This window comes from Spirochaeta dissipatitropha, from assembly GCF_054657935.1.
This window is the reverse complement of record NZ_BAAHXT010000005.1, coordinates 218213-237415: the sequence shown is the minus strand read 5'-3', so window position 1 is coordinate 237415 and position 19203 is coordinate 218213. Positions and strand designations below refer to the sequence as shown.

13 protein-coding genes are annotated in these 19203 nt (G+C 50.4%); 10 read left to right on the top strand and 3 right to left on the bottom strand.

Annotated features, from left to right (window positions below):
• Window positions 1–104: 104 nt before the first annotated feature.
• Window positions 105–989: a hypothetical protein gene (locus ACYQ2L_RS07975; protein ID WP_460053686.1), complete on the top strand. Its 885-nt coding sequence runs from the start codon at window positions 105–107 to the stop codon at window positions 987–989.
• Window positions 990–1068: 79 nt separating this feature from the next.
• Here the strand turns inward: ACYQ2L_RS07975 and ACYQ2L_RS07970 are convergent, their stop codons facing one another.
• Entirely contained in the window at window positions 1069–1524 is a 456-nt protein-coding gene (locus ACYQ2L_RS07970) for a PTS sugar transporter subunit IIA (protein WP_460053684.1), read from the bottom strand.
• 97 nt (window positions 1525–1621) lie between these two features.
• Here ACYQ2L_RS07970 and ACYQ2L_RS07965 point away from each other — a divergent pair, with 97 nt between their 5' ends.
• The gene (locus ACYQ2L_RS07965; protein WP_460053682.1) at window positions 1622–2623 is read left to right on the top strand and encodes a formylglycine-generating enzyme family protein; all 1002 of its coding nucleotides are present in this window, start codon (window positions 1622–1624) and stop codon (window positions 2621–2623) included.
• Between the two features lie 3 nt (window positions 2624–2626).
• Here the strand turns inward: ACYQ2L_RS07965 and ACYQ2L_RS07960 are convergent, their stop codons facing one another.
• Window positions 2627–3607: an RluA family pseudouridine synthase gene (locus tag ACYQ2L_RS07960; protein ID WP_460053680.1), complete on the bottom strand. Its 981-nt coding sequence runs from the start codon at window positions 3605–3607 to the stop codon at window positions 2627–2629.
• A gap of 114 nt (window positions 3608–3721) precedes the next feature.
• On the opposite strand from ACYQ2L_RS07960, the gene ACYQ2L_RS07955 reads away from it, so the two are divergent.
• The 3 genes from ACYQ2L_RS07955 to ACYQ2L_RS07945 are packed head-to-tail and all read left to right on the top strand — an operon-like array spanning window position 3722 to window position 6811.
• A complete protein-coding gene (locus ACYQ2L_RS07955; protein WP_460053679.1) occupies window positions 3722–4378 on the top strand; it encodes a TetR/AcrR family transcriptional regulator in 657 nt (218 codons plus the stop codon).
• The gene (locus tag ACYQ2L_RS07950; protein WP_460053677.1) at window positions 4368–5267 is read left to right on the top strand and encodes an ABC transporter ATP-binding protein; all 900 of its coding nucleotides are present in this window, start codon (window positions 4368–4370) and stop codon (window positions 5265–5267) included. The genes ACYQ2L_RS07955 and ACYQ2L_RS07950 overlap by 11 nt, the downstream gene beginning before the upstream one ends.
• A complete protein-coding gene (locus tag ACYQ2L_RS07945) occupies window positions 5264–6811 on the top strand; it encodes a fluoroquinolone export ABC transporter permease subunit (RefSeq protein ID WP_460053676.1) in 1548 nt (515 codons plus the stop codon). The genes ACYQ2L_RS07950 and ACYQ2L_RS07945 overlap by 4 nt, the downstream gene beginning before the upstream one ends.
• A 1-nt stretch (window position 6812) precedes the next feature.
• Here the strand turns inward: ACYQ2L_RS07945 and ACYQ2L_RS07940 are convergent, their stop codons facing one another.
• On the bottom strand, window positions 6813–8171 hold the full coding sequence (locus tag ACYQ2L_RS07940) for a glutamine synthetase family protein (protein ID WP_460053675.1): 1359 nt from the start codon (window positions 8169–8171) through the stop codon (window positions 6813–6815).
• Window positions 8172–8297: 126 nt separating this feature from the next.
• Here ACYQ2L_RS07940 and ACYQ2L_RS07935 point away from each other — a divergent pair, with 126 nt between their 5' ends.
• The 5 genes from ACYQ2L_RS07935 to ACYQ2L_RS07915 all read left to right on the top strand — a co-directional run bounded on the left by ACYQ2L_RS07935 (window position 8298) and on the right by ACYQ2L_RS07915 (window position 19116).
• Window positions 8298–9296 carry a LacI family DNA-binding transcriptional regulator gene (locus ACYQ2L_RS07935; protein ID WP_460053673.1) on the top strand — a complete coding sequence of 333 codons (999 nt, stop codon included), beginning with the start codon at window positions 8298–8300 and terminating at the stop codon, window positions 9294–9296.
• 131 nt (window positions 9297–9427) lie between these two features.
• A complete protein-coding gene (gene yicI, locus ACYQ2L_RS07930) occupies window positions 9428–11731 on the top strand; it encodes an alpha-xylosidase (RefSeq protein ID WP_460053672.1) in 2304 nt (767 codons plus the stop codon).
• Window positions 11658–14603 (top strand): beta-glucosidase family protein, encoded by a 2946-nt coding sequence (locus ACYQ2L_RS07925; RefSeq protein ID WP_460053671.1) that lies wholly within the window; start codon window positions 11658–11660, stop codon window positions 14601–14603. Before yicI ends, ACYQ2L_RS07925 begins: the two co-directional genes overlap by 74 nt.
• A complete protein-coding gene (locus tag ACYQ2L_RS07920) occupies window positions 14600–17077 on the top strand; it encodes a glycosyl hydrolase family 95 catalytic domain-containing protein (protein WP_460053669.1) in 2478 nt (825 codons plus the stop codon). Before ACYQ2L_RS07925 ends, ACYQ2L_RS07920 begins: the two co-directional genes overlap by 4 nt.
• A complete protein-coding gene (locus ACYQ2L_RS07915; RefSeq protein WP_460053667.1) occupies window positions 17074–19116 on the top strand; it encodes a beta-galactosidase in 2043 nt (680 codons plus the stop codon). Before ACYQ2L_RS07920 ends, ACYQ2L_RS07915 begins: the two co-directional genes overlap by 4 nt.
• Window positions 19117–19203: the final 87 nt, after the last annotated feature.

Genomic DNA, 19203 nt, shown 5'->3' with positions numbered 1-19203 from the left:
ATTTGTCTCTGATCGAAAATACGTCCCATTTTATATTTCGGGACGATTATCCAGCAGTTGAGCTCTACAATGGCCTCAGGAACTGTATGGAAAGGAGGTAGGAGATGAAGAAAAGGGCTATAGGAAAGCTATGTGTGCTGGCGGGGGCGTCCTTTATATTTATGGGGCTGACGGCCGCTTGTGATTTTTTCGATTTTCTTGAGGAAGATGATTATTTCATTCCTGGCAGTACTTCTGCTGAAGCAGCAGAAGTAGATCAGGGAGAGGAGTATCGTGTGAATCTGGTAAATTCACAGGACGATCATTGGTATGAAATTACAACAACTAATGATGGGTTCTGGGATCGGGTGCAGATATCTATTACGGATGTGTATCTTGATATGCGTGTTGAGCTGCATGTGTATGATTCCGAGATGAACAGAATAATTAATACTGCTCGACCTGGTAATGCTGGTGCTAATCTTATCGAAAATTTTGCTACTACAGGTGGATTATACTATGTGCGGGTAACCAACGATTATTATCGTTACCCCAGGACCGGGCCATATACAATCAAGATAGAGAACCTGGATGCAAATGATCAGTATGAGCCAAATGACACCCATGGCGATGCTTATGATCTGGGCCAACTTCCGGTTGATGATCCTGTCAGTGGTAGTATTGTGTATATGAGTTTCAATTACGGTACCAGCACCTACAGCGGTGATTGGGACTGGTTTAAATATGAAGCCATAAGTGATGAAGATATCGTCGTGCATGTCAGCCATGTGAGTGACGATCTTAGAATTGCAGCCGAATTCCGTACTCCTGGTAATACTCATCTGACCACGCTCAGAGCAGATAACCAGGGGCAGACCGGGAATTTTACCCTTACCGGGGCTCAAAGTGGACAGGTCATATATATGGGTGTCAGGGGAGAGCGAGTTTCTACAACCGATCAGCGGGCCACCAGGGGTGACTATACCTTTACGATTTCTCAGGATCCATAAGGTTTTTGCAGGCCTGAACGCAGGCCAGTGAAATGAGCAGTGCTGCCAGGTGCTGGAATTCCAGTGCATGGCAGCAGTATTATTTCGCCTTGAGCGCAGCCAGTACCTCATTCGGGCTTTCTGCCTTAAGCAGGCGGTCTCTGATTTTACGGCTTTTCAACAGCCTGCCGATTTCGCTCAGGAAACGGATGTGGGGGCCGACCTGGTCAATCGGTGAGAGCGTCATAATAAAAATGCGTGAAGGTTTCCCGTCTACCGATGAACAGTCAACGGGGTTCTTCGTAATTGCGATGCATGCGGTTAAACTATCCACAACCTCTGTTTTGGCATGAGGTATGGCAATGCCGTGCTGCATTCCGGTAGACATTCGTTTTTCGTTCGCCTGTATCGCAGCTTTGGCTGTCTCCATATCACCCGGGTTCTGCAGATCTCCAGCCTTCTGCAGCATTTCGAGCATATAATCAACAATGTCGTCTTTGTCCTGAGCCTCAAGCCCGCAGGCTGCACGCTGTTCGTTCAATTCTTCAAATATCACTCCTTGATTATGGTCCCGTGTTTTCAAATCGTCAAGAAGGTATGTTAGAATAGCCGGGGAAATTGATCTCACGGTTTTTCCGGAAGGGGTAGGATATATGGGAAAGGTAAGAACAGGTACAGTAGTTGTTTGCATTCTTGGTTTCATTGCAGGAGGCTGTGCTGGAGACACAGCGATAAACCAGGAGGCACTTGTTCAGGTTCCAGGAGGTACATTCTCACAGGTCTCTATGGTATCGGGTGCCAGAAGAGGCAGCGAGTTTGAGCATACAGTCAGCAGTTTTGAAATCGGTATGTATCCGGTCACATATGCTTTGTGGTATGAGGTAAGGAACTGGGCTGAAGACAATGGGTACGAAATTGCCAACCCCGGACTGGAGGGTTCGGTTACCGGCGGAGGAAGCCGACAGAACTATTCAAATACCGGGAATGAACCGGGAGAGGCAGCTTTTCATCCTCTCACTGCGGTCAGCTGGAGGGATGCAGTTGTGTGGCTGAATGCCTACAGCGAGAAGCAGGGGTTGCGTCCGGTTTATTATCAGGATCCCGGATTTCAGCATGTTGTCAGGTCATCTTCCACAGATTTTGCCCTCCTCTCTGATCCTGGGGATCAGGATAATCCGCAGGTTGATTGGAATGCAGGCGGATACCGCTTGCCGACTGAAGGGGAGTGGCAATATGCGGCTGCATATATAGATGGGTCCGAGTGGACTGATTTTAACGCGGCATCAGGTGCTGAGGATATATTCCAGAATTCCGAGGAGACCGGAACTGTGGCCTGGTATCGTGAAAATTCAGATACTGGAAAAGGCATCGGAACTCAGCGGGTTGGCCTCAAGCGGCCAAATGCTCTTGGAATATATGATATGTCGGGTAATGTATGGGAGTGGGTATGGGATCTGGCCGAGCCTTTTCCAACCGAGCCCCAGTTTGACTACCGGGGAGCTGACGAGGGATCGTTCCGTGTACTCCGTGGAGGCAGTTTTGAGGGTATATTGATACATCTGCTTGTAAGCAGCCGTGATGGAAAATTCCCGTTTTACCTGAGTAATGACATTGGCTTTCGTGTTGCACGGACCTTACAGAATCAGGAACCTTGAGTGTCAGGGAAGCTGCCAGTTGGGACAGCTCTCGAAGATATGAGAGCGTCCGTGCTCCATGGTAAACTGCAAGGCTGAACAATGAAGGGCCTGATGAGCAAGAATGAGTCTGCTGCGATCTTCAGGACTCAGGGAGTCTTCGATAAACTTCAGAAAATAATCTTCGTTCAGACCGTAGATCTTGTCACCTACCAATGGGTAGCCCAGAGAACAGAGCGTTGCACGAATTTGATGGGTTCTTCCACTGATCAGGTGTGCCTGGATTTCGCTTAATATCATGTTGTTCCAGGAGAAGCTTCTTAGTCTGCTGAACTCGCTGGTGGCTGTTTCGGTTTTTGTTCGAGCTGGATTGCTGTGTTCCTGTTCTGCTGTTTCATTGCCTGATTCCGGCTGTTCCCAGGTAAATCTCCGTTTTTTGCGGATTTTACTATGAGGGTCGGGGCTGAGCCAGCCTTCGGCTTTCAGAGTGCCGCAGCAAAATTCTCCATGTACTAATGCGGTATAGCTTTTGTGCACATCTGCAGCTTGAGATTGCAGGTATGCTGCTGTTTTTGAGTCTTTGGCTATAAGCACAAGCCCTGAAGTTTCGCGATCGAGCCTGGTAAGAATGTGGATTTCATTCAGACGGGACTTCAGTATGTACCAGAGACTGTTGTGGAAAAAAATGCCGCCGGGGTGAACAGGCAGCAGCGGTGGTTTTTCTACAATGAGTATTCTGTCGTTTTCATATACCGTCTCTATGTCCTTGCAGACCTCAGGTTCCTCAATTTTCCCTGGCAGGTATTCGACACTGTCGCCTTCAACAATTTGTGTATCGCCCTGGCAAGGTAATCCATTGATCAGAATCTTCCCGGTATTTATCTCTTTTTGCCAATTTTCATAGTTCAGATAGCTGAATCTGGATGCCAGATATGCTGCTGCAGATACACCTGCCTGCTGCTTGTTGACGATGGATTTGAGTGTCCTCTGACTGTTTGTCTTCATACGAGGCAATTGTAGCCCCTTGTGCTTATAAAATCTGCCGTTTTCTGACCACTCAGGCCAGTTTGTAGTGGATTTATATTGACTGTTTATCTGTTTCAGTCATATAGTAATAAAATGCCAAGAAAATTCGAACCAAGAGAAGAAGAGAGAATTCGTACTGCATTATTCACAGCAGCTAAACAGCATATGGGCAGCAAGGGGGTACAGAAAACCACTATTGATGAGCTGGCAGCTGCAGCGGGAATTGCCAAAGGTAGTTTTTATCGATTTTTCCAGTCAAAGGAAGAGCTGGCACTGGAAATACTTGCTGACTGGGAGCTGAAGTTTCATGAGCTGATTCAGTCTCGGTTTATTGAACAGACACCACAGGGGGCAGAGGCGGCAGCCCGGACACTCCATGGAATTATGGTTGAAGATTTTCCGCGCATGATTTTCCAGGATGGAATGCAGGCTCTGCTTTCACCAGAGGAAATAAGGTATCTCAAGCTGCGTTCTTCAGATGAACACATTGCACTAATGGACGAGCAGGATATTCGCTTGTTTGCAAGACTGAAGCCGCTTTTCAGGCATGCCGGTTTGCAGTCTGATTTTCCGGATGCGGTGATAATTGCTGCCTTACGGCTCGTTTTTGATTCCGTGCAGTCCTTGTTTCAATTCAACGCTTCGGGTCCGTTGACTATTGATGACTTCCACCAGGGATTCCTTCAGATGCTTACCGGAACTATTGAACGTCTTTTTACCCGTATTTCAGGAGAAGATAATGAATACTGAACGATTGATTGAGGTAGCAGGGCTTGGTTTTACCTACAGCGGCTCACAGCGGAGAACGCTTGAGGACATCTCCTTCTGTCTGGATGCAGGTGGAATATACGGCTTCCTCGGGCCGAGCGGGGCAGGGAAATCCACAACCCAGAAAATACTGTATCGACTGCTGCAGGGCTATGCAGGGTCTGTTCGGCTTTTTGGTCGCGAAATTTCGATGTGGGGAACAGAGCTGTATAATCATATCGGGATCGGATTCGAGACCCCGAACCTTTACAGCAAACTGAGCGGCAGAGAGAATCTGCTTTTTTCCCTGTACATGAGAAATCTGCCGAAGGCGGTTCCGGATTTGCTGGACAACGCTGCGGAGCGCCTCGGACTTGCCGAGGCACTGGATGCGCGGGTAGAAACATATTCAAAGGGGATGCGAATGCGACTATCTTTCCTGCGGGCCGTGCTTCACAAGCCGGCTCTGTTGTTCCTGGATGAACCGACCTCGGGTCTGGATCCGCTGTGGGCCAGAAAAGTAAAAGACTGGATTCTTGAACTCCGGGCTGCAGGCACTGCAGTATTTATTACCACTCATTCCATGGAACTGGCAGATGAACTCTGCGATTCGGTGGGATTTCTGGTTGACGGTAAATTGATGCTCCAGGACAGCCCCGAAGCCCTGAAACGTCATTACGGGAAGGCCGGGATTGAAGTGTTCGGAAATGCAGGGGATGGTTCCTCGCTCAGCTTCGAGCTTCCGTACGAATCACTGCTCAACGGAGAAATTTCCGAAGTTGCCCGGGGCAGGGGAATCTCGAGAATCGAACGGGTTCAGAACCTGGAGGTGAGTCTTGAACAGGTGTTTCTGCAGGTTACCGGCAGGCGGCTTGAGGAAGATGTAGTATGACAGTTTCGCTTGCATCGCCTGCGTTTCTGCGCCGGGTTTCACTGGAGATCGCTATTCAGAAGCGTGCAGGGTTTTATCTGGTCTACATCTTTATGACCATGTTCTTTTTCTCTCTGCTTTTTTTGGTGCCTGAGAGCTGGCGGGCACGCACGCTCGGTTTGATTATACTCATGGATCCTTCCTTTATGGGTTTTTTCTTTGCTGGAGCTCTGGTTCTGTTGGAGAAGGATCAAGGTGTCCTGTCGGTTCTGCAGACTCAGGGACATGGATTCGCTGATTACTGGAGACAGAAAATAACCTCGATTCTGGTGCTTGCGCTCAGTGTGGTTACGGTGCTCTGTGTCTCTGCAGCATTATTCGGTTTTGTCAGTCCTACGATTGGCGGGTTGCTTCGACTGCTGCTCGGACTTTTTCTTGGCGTACCGGTATTTTACAGCTTCGGTCTGGCAATAGCCGGACGCTTTCCGAGAATCCTCGATTATTTTCTGTGGTCCAGCATGCTTATGATGCCGTTTATGTTCCCCTTTCTCGAATTTTTTGGCGTTTCCGTTTCATGGTTCGGGATATTGTCCCCTGTCTGGGGACCGATGATCCTGATCAGTTCTGCATTTGAGAGCAGCCCGGATCTGCCGGTATTGATTGTCGCTGTTGTATCTCTCGTGGGCTGGAATATTCTTGCATATCGTCTGGGAAGAAAGGGATTCCATGTGCTAAGCGGCTCTGCTGTGCAGAGCAGGCAGGCTACAGACAGGGCATTCCGTCGATCTGAAGCCCTGCACACAGCATCCCGGCGTACAGTGGCCAGGCGGAAGGTGACATTCGGCTCGAAATTTCTACCGGCTGATCTATATCTGCTGCTCAGGGATCCGGTATCCCTGGCGATTCTCGCAGGTCCCTTTATGATGGTGGCAGTACTCGGACGCGGACTTCCATATCTGCTGCAGGGACCATTGTCCCCCCATGTGCCTGAACATATAACAGCAGCGGTACTCGGAGCTATGGATCATATACGGTCTTTTTCTCTGTTGGTCTCAGCGCTGATGTATGGAATGCTCGGTGCGTTTTTGTTTCTTGACGAAAAGGATGAGGGGGTGCTTCCTTTTCTGAAAACATTGCCTGCTCGTCGGGGTTGGTATCTGTTGCGCCGCTGCGGTCTGCTGTGGCTGTTATTTGCTGTATTCCTTGTACCCCTTGTGCTGGCTGGGGATCTACTGCATGCAAGCCTGCCGGTCTTTCTTTTTTCGTTGGTTTTAGATGCCCTGATTCTTCCGTTGGTTTTTCTCGGTATCGGCATTATAGCTGCCAATAAGGTGCAGGGGCTTGCAATGGCGAAGCTTTTTAATGTGTGCTGCCTACCGCCACTGGCGATTGCAGTTATTCCTGCGCCGTATTCCTGGCTGCTGGGTATCTTTCCAACAGCCTGGGGCAGCCTGCTTCGTCTCTCCGCCTCAGATCCCTGGCAGATCCTGGTGACAGCTGCCGCCGGCTTCCTCTATACCGGCGGCTGTGTATATTTCCTGTACCGGAAGGCTCTGCGCCAGTAGCTCAGACGTTGAAATACAGCTCGTATTCTTCGGGCGTCGGTGCGTGGTACACATGATTTGCTTCACTGAGTTTCATGGTGCTCCATAAATCAATCAGTTCTTGTGGAAAACAGGGAGCGAGATATTCGTTATCCCTTCGCAAGCCCTCCATAACAGAGTGAAGATCCAGTGGAAAGCGACGTTCATCTGCCAGTGAGGCATCGGCATAGCCGGCAGCCACAGGGTCGAGTTTTCTCTGGACTCCATCGAGGCCGGCCAACAGCATAGCTGCCAGCATGTAATGTGTATTGGCAGTGGCATCCCCGGTTCGGTATTCAATGCGTTCCTCACCTTTTTTCAGATATCCGGGAATCCGCACGGCTGCTTCACGGCTTGCTTTGGCAAAGGTGGCGCAAACCGGGGCTTCGTAGCCAGGAACCAGGCGCTTGAAGGAGTTGGTGCTTGGGTTGGTAAATCCAAGCAGCGAACCGCTGAGGCTGTGTTCCAGCAGTCCTGCTGTATAGGCCAGAGCAACTTCGGACAGGCCAAACATGCCGTCACCGGAGAAGATTGCTTTGCCATTTCTGCTCAGGTACTGGTGAACATGCAGGCCATTGCCGGGAGTCTTGTTGATCGGTTTTGGCATAAAGGTAACAAACACCTCGTTTTCACTGGCGATATTCCGGATAATCCATTTAGCTATAGCAACCTTGTCTGCGGCCTCGGATATAGAAAGGAAATCAAATTCTATTTCGAGCTGGGCAGCCCCGACTTCATGGTGATGATATTTTACCGGAATCCCGACGGAGCCGAGAGCGTTTACCATCTGGTTTCGCAAATCGAAATAGCGATCGTCCGGATAATGCCGGTGGTACCCTCGATGAATGTTGAATCTCGGAAGATCGTAAAAATCCGGGCCGATGCCTTCAGCACTTTGCAGGCGGAAGTAGGAGTGGGCAAAGTCGGTAGCATAGGCCACGTCCTCGAGGACGTGAAATTCCAGTTCCATCAGTACTTGCGCATCATCGGCAATACCAGTGGCTTGTAGATGTTTCATTGCATTGCGTATTACATTGCGTGGATAGAAGTCGAATATTTCTCCATCCATCGTTCGCACATCGCATAGGGTGTGCAGAATCAATCCATCCGGTCTCTGTTCGGTAAAGGCTGTGCTGAGATCTGGTATGGCTACCATATCTGATCTGGATACATCTGCAAATCCGTAATTTGAAGCATCGAATCCGATGCCCTCCTCCAGTACCGTGCTGCTGATGTGCTGTTTCGGCACCGTAACGCTGCGTATGCTGCCGTAAATATCCAGCATCATTAGATCAAGGTAGTCTATACCCTCCAGATCTCCATTGTAGCTTCCTAACTTCATGAATTCTCCTCGTTTCTTTTTTGAAAATGGTAGCTTCCCCGACTGCCGCTGTCAATGAATTATTGAGGTGTAACGTTGCAATTGACTTCGATGGGCGGGCTGAATATACTTGTTTCGAGGTGATCCATGGCCGCAACAATTAAACAGATAGCTGAACTTGCCGGCGTTGCGCCGACAACCGTTTCACTCGTACTGAACGGCAGTCCGAAAATCGGAGATAAAACCAGGGCTCATGTGCTTAAAATAGCAGATGAACTTGATTACTATCCCAACCAGTCAGGGCGTTTACTGAAACAGGGTAAAACCAATGCTATTGCCGTTTTGTCTACATTTTTTCAGAATATATTCAAGATGGAGTTCGTGAATGGTGTGGAGCGGGCAGTTTTCGAGGGCCAGTATGAATTGCGTCAGTACCTGACTGCGAAAGGCAATGAGGAGCAGAAGACCAAAGAGATTCTATTCGGAAAAATGGCGGATGCAGTTATTCTGCTGAGTACATTACCGGAACGCTCGTTCATGGAAAAGATGCGTAAGGCAAGGAAACCAGTCATACTAGTGGAAGATGTAATTGAAGGCTTTGCCGGGGTATCATTTGACAACACTCTTGGTGCGTATCAGGCTGTGGAGCATCTCGCTTCAACAGGAAGGCGTAAGATTGCAATTTCAATCGGTCTTCGTGCCTACATGGGCCACAAATTTGTTGATGATCGCTTCAAGGGGTATATGACCGCCCTGCGTGATCTGGATATTGAATACTCGAATATTATAGATCTCCCTGAATACTCTCTCGAGAGCGGCCGCTCGATTTTTCACAAGCTTCAGGATGGCGGGAGTATGCCGGATGCCTTGTTCTGTGCCTCTGGTGACCTGACCGCGGCCGGATTTCTGCAGGAAGCACTTGCTCATGGCTTGAAGGTGCCGGATGATATAGCGGTTGTCGGTTTCGATGACTCTATTATTGCCAGATCTACCACCCTCGGGCTCACGACGATCAGACAGCCGGTTCGCGAGATGGGGCTGGCTGCATATGAGCTGGCCCTGTCGATGATAGATAATCCGGATGCAGATGCCAGCAATCGTGTTCTGGATATCAAACCTGTACTGGTTGTGAGGCAGACTGCATAATAAATTCGATATAGGTTTAACGTTACACTTGACAGTCAGGAATTGTGGGCTTACTATTGGTCTGAATGACAGGTGTAACGATACACCAGATATATGTGTCATACCATACTACTAACCGACTGGAGAAGTTCATGAAATTTACAGATGGTTTCTGGCGGAGCCGGGAAGGCTTCCAGGTTAACAATGCTTTCAAGGTCCATGACTATGAAACAGGTGCAAGCGATATTACTGCATACGCTCCGGTGTTTGATGTGCAGAATAGGGGGCAGACTCTACAGGGGCCACTTCTGGGAATTCGATTGAGTTCTCCCATGCCCGATATTATTCGGGTACAGGTCAGTCACTATATCGGCAGGGGCGAACAACTACCGCGTTTCATTGATCATGAGGATCATAAAGACGTAAAGATTGTAGAGTCTCCTGAGCACCTGCAGCTTGTGTCCGGTGGTCTGACTGCCCGGTTGTCTCTGGATGGCAAGTGGGCTCTGGATTTTCTGCGTGGTGATACCTGTATTGTAAACAGCCGTGAGAAGAATCTGGGTTATGTTATCGCTCCTGATGGAAGAGCGTATATGAAGGAACAGCTCTCCCTTGGCTTTGATGAGCTGGTATATGGACTGGGTGAGCGTTTTACACCTCTGGTAAAGAACGGACAGGTGGTTGAATCCTGGAACGGAGACGGAGGTACGAGCAGTGATCAGGCCTACAAGGCAGTGCCGTTTTATCTGACAAGCGGTGGCTATGGGGTTTTGGTAAACGACCCCGGAGAGGTCTCCTTCGAGGTTGCCTCGGAGAAGGTCAGCCGTGTGCAGTTCAGTGTTCCGGGTGAATATCTGGATTATTATATAATCAACGGTCCTGATCCAAAGGCTGTTCTCGACCGTTATACAGCACTGACCGGCAGGCCGGCTCTGCCGCCGGCTTGGTCTTTCGGACTCTGGCTCACTACATCTTTCGTTACTGAATATGATGAGAAGACTGTTTCCAGTTTTGTCGACGGCATGGCCGAGCGGGATATTCCACTGCATGTTTTTCATTTTGACTGCTTCTGGATGCGTGAGTATCACTGGATGGATTTTGAGTGGGATGAGCGCTGGTTTCCCGATATCCGGGGATTTATTCAGCGGCTGAAGGACAGGGGCTTGAAGATATGCGTATGGATCAATCCCTATATCGGGCAGCGGTCCCGTATCTTCAAGGAAGGAATGGATAAGGGCTATCTGCTGAAACGGGCAGATGGATCGGTATATCAGGTTGACACCTGGCAGCCTGGAATGGCCTTCGTTGATTTTACCAATCCTGCTGCCTGCCGTTGGTATGAATCGTACCTGGAATCCCTGCTTGAAATCGGTGTTGACTGTTTCAAGACCGATTTTGGTGAGTTGATTCCTGTTGACGATGTCGCATGGCATGACGGCTCTGACGCCCTGAAAATGCATAACTATTATTCGTACATATATAACAAAACCGTCTTTGATCTTCTGGAGAAGAAGCGCGGTCGTGGAGATGCGGTACTGTTTGCCCGTAGTGCAACCGCCGGAGGACAGCAGTTCCCGGTTCACTGGGGAGGTGATTGCACAGCAAGCTTTGAGTCCATGGCTGAAAGCCTCAGGGGCGGCTTGAGTCTCGGTATGTGTGGATTCGGATTCTGGAGTCATGATATCTCTGGTTTCGAAATGACAGCCAGCCCTGCTTTGTACAAGCGCTGGGCAGCCTTTGGTCTGCTTTCAAGTCATAGCCGCCTGCATGGCAATGCATCCTATCGTGTTCCCTGGCTGTTTGATGAAGAGTCAGTAGATGTGGTACGTCATTTTACCCGACTGAAAGCACGCCTCATGCCATATCTGTATGCAGCCTCTCTGGAGGATGCTGTCAGAGGAATTCCATTGATGCGTTCAATGTTCCTGGAATTTCCTGATGATCCAGCCTGCCGCTATCTTGATCGCCAGTATATGCTTGGTGATTCTCTGCTGGTCGCGCCGGTATTCAGTGATCAGACAGAATGCAGTTTTTATCTGCCTGATGGCCAGTGGCGACATCTGCTGAGTGGTAAACAGCTGTCCGGCGGGAAATGGGTAAGCGAACAGCATGATTTCATGAGTCTTCCTCTCTATGTACGGGAAAAGAGCATGATTGCGTTCGGTTCTGAAGATAATCATGTTGATTATGATTATGCAGAAAATGTGGAGATTCAGCTGTATCATCTGCCGGATGGGTCGTCTGCAGAATGCAGAGTCTATAGTCCCCAGGGTGAATGTGAGCTTGAGCTTTCTGCTGATCGGCAGGGCGGCGAAATTCGTATCGAGGTGAAGCAGGCAAGGAAACCCTGGAAGCTGAGATACATGAGTACCGGTACTGTTCATGATGGAAGCAGCAGGAACTTCTCTATTGAAGCTGTTGATGCAGAAGGGAGTTCAGGTGGCAATCAAGTCTGAGTTAAAATCTGAAGTTGAATCCGGGCAGCAGGCATTCAGAAGAATGGACCTGGCTCTTGAAGAGCGGGTGCAGGCTTTGCTGGATGCGCTGTCTGTTGAAGAAAAAATCTCGATGATGGCATCCAGGCAGCCGGCAATCAAGCGTCTGGATATTCCGGAGTTTCATATCGGAGGTGAAGCAGCTCATGGATTGATGTCCGCAGATGGACACACCACTGTTTTTCCGCAGACCTTCGGGCTTGCCTGTACCTGGGACACCGATCTCATGCAACGCATCGGTACCGCAGTTTCCGACGAAGCCCGAGCATACTATCATATGCGCCGGGAGCTGGGAGGGCTCTGTCTCTGGGCCCCTACAATAGATATGGAACGTGATCCGCGATGGGGCCGTACCGAAGAGGGCTATGGTGAGGATCCCCTGTTGGCCGGAAGAATGGCTGGTGCGTATATCAAGGGGATGCAGGGTGATCATCCATACTACTTGAAAACGGTTCCGACTCCCAAGCATTTTTACGCAAACAACAATGAGGAAAACCGGGGCAGCTGCAGTGCAAGTCTCGATGTTCGAAATCGAAGGGAATATTATCTACGTCCCTTCGAAATTGCTGTGGTTGAATACGGTGTGCAATCTATAATGGCTGCATACAATGCCATAAACGGGGTTCCGGCTATGGCTCACAATGATCTGAATGCAATTGTCAAGGATGAGTGGGGCATGAAAGGCTTTGTGGTCTGCGATGGCGGAGGTCTGACGCAGCTGAAGGATCTTCATGGTTTTGTTGATTCACATGCTGAGGCGGCAGCTGTCAGCCTGAAGGCAGGTACGGACAGCTTCTCGGACGATGCCCTGAAAATCTGCCCGATCATTCAGGAAGCCTGGGATCAAGGCTTGATAAGCGAGGTTGACCTGGATAGGGCTCTGGCAAATGTATTTCATGTTCGTTTCAGGCTGGCCCATTTTGATCCTCCGGGTTCGGATCCTTATGCCGATATCTCGTCCTCGGTCATAGCCTGTCCTGAGCACAGGCGTCTGTCGGCAGAAGCTGCCCGGAAATCTATTGTTCTGCTGAAAAATGATGCAGCCGAGGGTGATGACAAGCCTCTGCTGCCGCTTGATCAGACAAAGGTTCACCGGATTGCACTGGTGGGGCCGCTGGCAGATATCGTATACCGCGACTGGTACACTGGTTCATCGCGATATGCCACAACTATTCTTCAGGCTCTGGTTGAGCGGGTAGGTCCGGAATCGGTTCTGTACAGCCGTGCTTCCGACATAATCAGTTTTTCTGAGCCTGATGGGGCTTATTTCGGGTCTGTTGGCTGGTATGACGGGCGTCTGTCGGTTAATCGTCCTGACTGGCAACAGGGTGAACAGTTCGAGCGGACAGACTTCGGCTGGGGCAACCAGACCCTGCGCTCCCTGTCCAGCGGAATGTACGTAAGTGTACAGGATTCTGCTGTTCTCTCGGCTACCGAGAAAGAGGTTTATGCCTGGGAAGTCCGCAGTAGGTTTGATCTTCGTGCAGTCAGTGAAAACAGGTTTGAAATTTATGATTACCGCGGCCGACCGGTTCTGCTGGATGACGACGGGGTGCTGGCTGCCTCGGACGATCCAGACCGAAAAGCGATGCAGCTCGAAGTGCATCTACACAGTGAAGGAATCAAGCAGGCAGCGGCTCTGGCAGAGCAGGCGGATGTGGTGATTGCCTGCGTAGGAAATAATCCCGTCCTGGTTGCCAAGGAAGAATTTGACAGGCCGGATATCTGCCTGCCGCCGGATCAGCAGAAACTGCTGGAACGAATGCTGCAGGTGAATCCGAGGACAGCTGCCTTGATTGTTTCGAGCTATCCCTATGCTCTGCACGGGCTTGAAGCGGAATTGCCGGCAATTCTCTATATGTCTCATTCCGGTCCCGAACTGGGTCCGGCAGTGGTAGAGACATTGTTCGGGGACAACAGTCCTGCTGGCCGTTTGCCGATGACCTGGTATGAATCTCTGGATCAGCTTCCACCCAAGATGGACTATGATATCATCCGTTCTCCCAGGACATATCAATACATTAATCACAATCCATCGTATCCCTTTGGACACGGATTGAGTTACAGCAGTTTTTGCTATGATTCCATGGAAATCGATAGTGAAGAACTGAGAGACAATTCCTGTCTCAATATGAGGGTTCGGGTCAGAAATGCCGGAAATCGTACTGCCGAAGAGGTTGTGCAGGTATACGGTAGCAGTCAGGGCTCGGCCCTGAAACGGCCGCAAAAGCAGCTTCTTGGTTTCGCCCGCATACATCTGGCTGCAGGTGAGGTGCATGAGCAGGAGTTTACCGTATCCGCACGGCAGTTCATGCTCAGAGATCCACTGCGTGATTCATGGTTTCTCGAGAACGGATCCTGGATCATCAGTGCAGGGGGCAGCAGCCTTGATCTCCCGCTGCAACAGGAAATAAGGGTCCTGGGTGAGGATTTTCAGCGTCCCGGACCGGGTGAGGAATTCTCTGCCGCAGGTTTTGTTGACTGTGCGAGTATAGAAATACGCACTGACAGTGAGGGGCAGCTGTATATCCAGCCTGGATTGTATCCTGCAGAAGAGCAGGGGGAATCCTGGATTGCTTTTCCGCTGCCTGATATGCACAGTGAAAAAATCATTCTGAGGCTGCAGATTATGGAAGAATCGGCTGGCCAGCTCCTGCTCTCCGTTGATGACTCCAAAGAGACTGTGGGTGGGATTACGATTGCCCGGCCGCTCTCCGCGGCTTCCCCCTTTACTATTGAAATTGATCCTGCTGTGGTAGGAGATAATGGGTTATTGAAGATCCGTTTGTCCGGAAGCATCCGGATTTCAACCTGCAGCTTTCGTGCACCATGAACAGAGAGTTGCAGGATGGCAGGAGAACTGGAGGACGGCAGGATATGAGGAGCAGCCGCTATTGTTCCCGGTATTTCAGGCCAGCTGCTGACTGGAATGAAGCCCTGCCTCTTGGCAATGGACGCCTGGGGGCAATGCTGTATGGTGGTCTCAATGAAGAGTGTATCAGTCTGAATGAGGATACCCTGTGGACAGGACGCTATAATCCTGAAGTCCGTCCCGAGGTTCGGAGCCACCTGCCTGAAGTTCGGAATATGCTTCAGCTGGGTAAATATGCATTGGCCGGTGATTTTATTCAGGAGAACATGGAAGGAAGTCCGGCCGAGTTATACCAACCGCTTGGTCAACTGAGGATTACCCGAAGCAGTGAGCGGATTCAGGTTAAGGATCACTCTGAACTGAATTATGAGCGCCAGCTTGATTTAGGCCCTGCTGCGGTCGAGGTCAATTACCGGAGTGATAACTGCGGCGGAAACTGTGGCGAAAGCCGCAGCTGCTTTGTTTCTGCCGTCGATCAGGTGCTTGTATATCGCTGGGAGAAGATTACTGACAATGAAGGCTCTCCTGCAATGGGTGATTTCAGGATTTCTCTTGTTGGACAATCAGCCTTTGGTGAAAGACCAGCTTCGGACGAAAGGCTGTGGACTAAATCCGGGAGTGAAGATCACTGTCTGCTGGCAATGTACCAGCATATGCCTGGTTCTGTGCGTCAGGATCTGGATGCACGAACAGGAGTCGGTGTTGCTGCCTTTATCGGGGTTTCCGTTGATAATGGAATTATCCGCAGTAATGATGAGTTTCTGGAGCTGGAACAGGTCAGTGGATTCACGGTATACCTGGCCGCGGAAAGCGGTTTGCTGCAGTACAATCAAGCAATTCTCGATGATGAAGACCTGCTGTGCTCTCAGGCACGGCAGAGAATTGATTGGGCAGTATCTACAGGATACAGTGAGCTCAGGCGAAGACATGTACAGGATCATGCTGAATTGTTTTCTGGCATGGATCTCGAGCTATGTCCTGAGGTGACTGCTTCGGGATATGCTGTGTCTGCTGATACTTCCATACGCCTGGAAAGCTACAGGCAGGGAGCACCTGATACCGGTCTTGAAATGCTGTATTTCCAGTTCGGCCGCTATCTCATGATTGCAGGATCCCGTGCGGGCACACAGCCGCTTAATCTGCAGGGGATATGGAACGAACATTTGTTTCCTCCCTGGGGCGGCGGCTACACCCTGAATATAAATGCCCAGATGAATTACTGGCCGGCAGAAAGCTGTGGGCTTTCGGGCTGTCATCTTCCGCTGCTTGATTTTCTTGAGGGACTTGCGCAGGAAGGTCGTGAAACAGCTTGGCAGCATTATGCCTGCCGGGGCTGGTGTGCCCATCATAACAGTGACATCTGGCGTAAATCCGGTCCTGTTGACGGGAGCCCGTCCTGGGCCTTCTGGCCGTTTTCCGGGGCATGGCTGGTTCGTCATGCCTGGGAGCACTTCCGTTATAATCCCGATGAGGAATTGCTGGTAAACCGTGTATGGCCCCTGGTTCGGGGAGCTGCCGAATTCCTTCTGGACTGGATGATTCCAGGGCCGGACGGGCTTTTGGTTTCATCACCCTCCAGCAGTCCAGAAAATCTTTTCTCACTGGATGGTCGCGAGGATTGTTCTGTTGCCGAGAGTTCGGCTGTTGATCTCAGCATCGCCCGGGATATCTGGCAGATAAGTCAACGGATCATCGAGCTGCTTCCGGATCCTGCGGCAGATCAGGGCATAGCAGAAGAAATCAGCCAAGCGCTTGGGATTCTTCCCTGGCCATCAAGCAGCGAACAAGCCGGTATCCTTGAATGGAAAACGGATTTTACGCTTCCCGAGCCTGGCCATCGGCATTTTTCTCCTTTGTTTGGATTGTATCCGGGAGAGAGTATGTATGAGCGGCCGGATCTGCTTGAAGCATGCAGGAAAAATCTTGATCAGCGTCTGGAAGCCGGAGGTGGCCATACTGGATGGAGCGCAGCCTGGGCAGCCGTGCTGTACGCCAGATTAGGCGAAGGGGATCTTGCCTACCGACAGTTCCGGGCATTGCTTGGGAACTGCACGCTGCCGAATCTTTTTGATAATCATCCTCCTTTTCAGATAGATGGGAACTTCGGGGGGACTGCTGCTGTGGCGGAGATGCTTCTACAGAATCGGGGGCAGGCAATCCATCTGCTTCCTGCTCTCCCTTCGATGTGGCCTGATGGTCTGGTGCGGGGAATAAGGGCACAGGGCGGCTATATTCTTGATATTGCATGGAAAGTCGGGAGGCTGCAGTGGGTATATATCCGGACAGCAGGAGCTGTATGTGCGCCATGGAAAATTACCCTGGTGTACCGAAATTACAGTATCGAGCTGGGGCAGGCGGAATCAGCAGGCTGTATTCTGGGTGCTGATCTGCTCCAGGTCAGTACAGGACAGAAAAATCAGGAGGTGTGTCAATGACAATCAGCGAAAAAATCGGAATGGGAAAGATTGCGTATGGTGGTGACTGGAATCCCGAACAATGGGATGAACAGACCATGCTGGAAGATGTGCGTTTGTTCAGAAAGGCAGGTATCGACCTGCTGAGTATTAATATTTTCGCCTGGACTCTCATGCAGAGTGATGAAGAAACCTATAGTTTTGATCACATTGACCGATCCATTGCCTTGCTGAAAGAGAATGGTATGAAGGTCTGCCTTGCAACCGCTACTGCTGCGCATCCTGCCTGGATGGCGCATAAATATCCTGATGTGCTCAGAACAGATTTTCAGGGACGAAAGCGCAAATTCGGCGACCGTCATAATTCCTGTCCGAACAGTCCCAGCTACAGAAAATATGCTGCTCTGGCAGCCGGTAAACTGGCGGAGCGATATGCCGGTGAAGAAACTGTTCTGCTCTGGCATGTTTCCAATGAGTTCATGGGAACCTGCTACTGTGAGAACTGTGCTACTGCGTTCCGCGATTGGCTGAAGAACAAATACGCTAGCCTGAAAGCCCTGAATGAAGCCTGGAATGCCTTGTTCTGGAATCAGACCATTACAGACTGGGAGCAGATCCAGCTTCCAAATGCCCTTACGGTGCAGTGGACGGATACCGACACAGCTATGCAGGGAATCAGTCTGGATTACAATCGATTCAATTCTGATTCGATTCTGGAATGCTACTGTATAGAACACGAGGCGATCAAACGACATATTCCCGATGCAGTTATTACAACCAATTTTATGGGACCCTATCGGCAGCTTGATTACCGGCGTTGGGCTCCTCATCTGGACATTATCAGCTGGGACAGCTATCCAGCACCGCATCATCTTCCATCCGAGACAGCCTTTTATCATAGCCTCATGCGGGGCTTGAAGTCAGGTCCGGAGGGGGCAGAGCCCTTTCTGCTAATGGAGCAGACGCCGAGTCAGACCAACTGGCAGGATTACTGTTCATTGAAGCGGCCTGGAGTTATGCGGATGCAGAGTATGCAGGCCGTGGCGCAGGGTTCCGATTCAGTGCTTTTTTTCCAGATGAGGCGATCGCGAGGCGGCTGTGAAAAATTCCACGGTGCAGTAATCGAACATTCCGGGCGTGAAGACACCCGGGTGTTTTCTGAAGTGTCTGAACTGGGTGCAGAACTGCAGAAACTCGGCACTGAGATTATCGGGGCGCGGATTCATTCGGAGGCAGCAATCTGGTTCGACTGGGATTGCTGGTGGGGCCTGGAGAATTCCATGGGACCGGTAAGGGATCTTCATTATCTGGATGAATTGCGCCGCTGGTATCAGGTATTTCATGCTGCTGGTATTCAGGCTGATGTAATCGGTCCCGGTTGTGATCCAGGCGCGTATAAGATTCTGTGCGCTCCCTTTCTTTATATGCTGGATGAAAGTGACTGTGAAGCCCTTGAGATATTCGTGAACGGAGGCGGGAGGCTGCTGAGCGGGGTTCTTTCGGCTGTTGCGGACAGGAGTGATCTTGTGTTCCGCGGTGGGGCTCCCGGCCCGCTGAAGAATGTGTTTGGTCTGTGGGTAGAAGAGACTGATGCTCTGCCGCCGGAGGCCACGAACAGTCTTGAAATGTCGGCGGTTCTTGAAGGCAGTTATAGCTGCAGCAAGGTCTTCGATATTATCCGGACAGAAACCGCTGAGATTCTCGGTCGCTATGGAAGTGATTTCTATGCCGGTCGGCCGGCCGTATGCCGGAACAGCTACGGGCAGGGGTCTGCCTGGTATATAGGAAGTATAGCGGAGGACAGGTTTCTGCAGGACTTGTGCAGGTATATAGCTGAAGATTCCGGTGTGAAACCCCTGGTGCCAGCACTCCCGGATGGGGTAGAGGTAAGCCAGCGAAGATCGGATGATGGCTCAGCATATCTGTTTCTGCTGAATCATAATGATCATGAAGTGACGGTTCACAAGCCGGGTCTGGACTCGGTTGATCTTCTGAGTGGAGATCAGCTTGGTGAGCGGGTCAGTATTGATCCTCGCTCGTTGGTAATCGCAAAAATATAGTGTAGACAGGCATGATGCCTCAGTGTATGGGGCTTTATGCTGTGTTGTGTAACGTTAAACTTGACAGATATTCTGTTAGGGATTTAC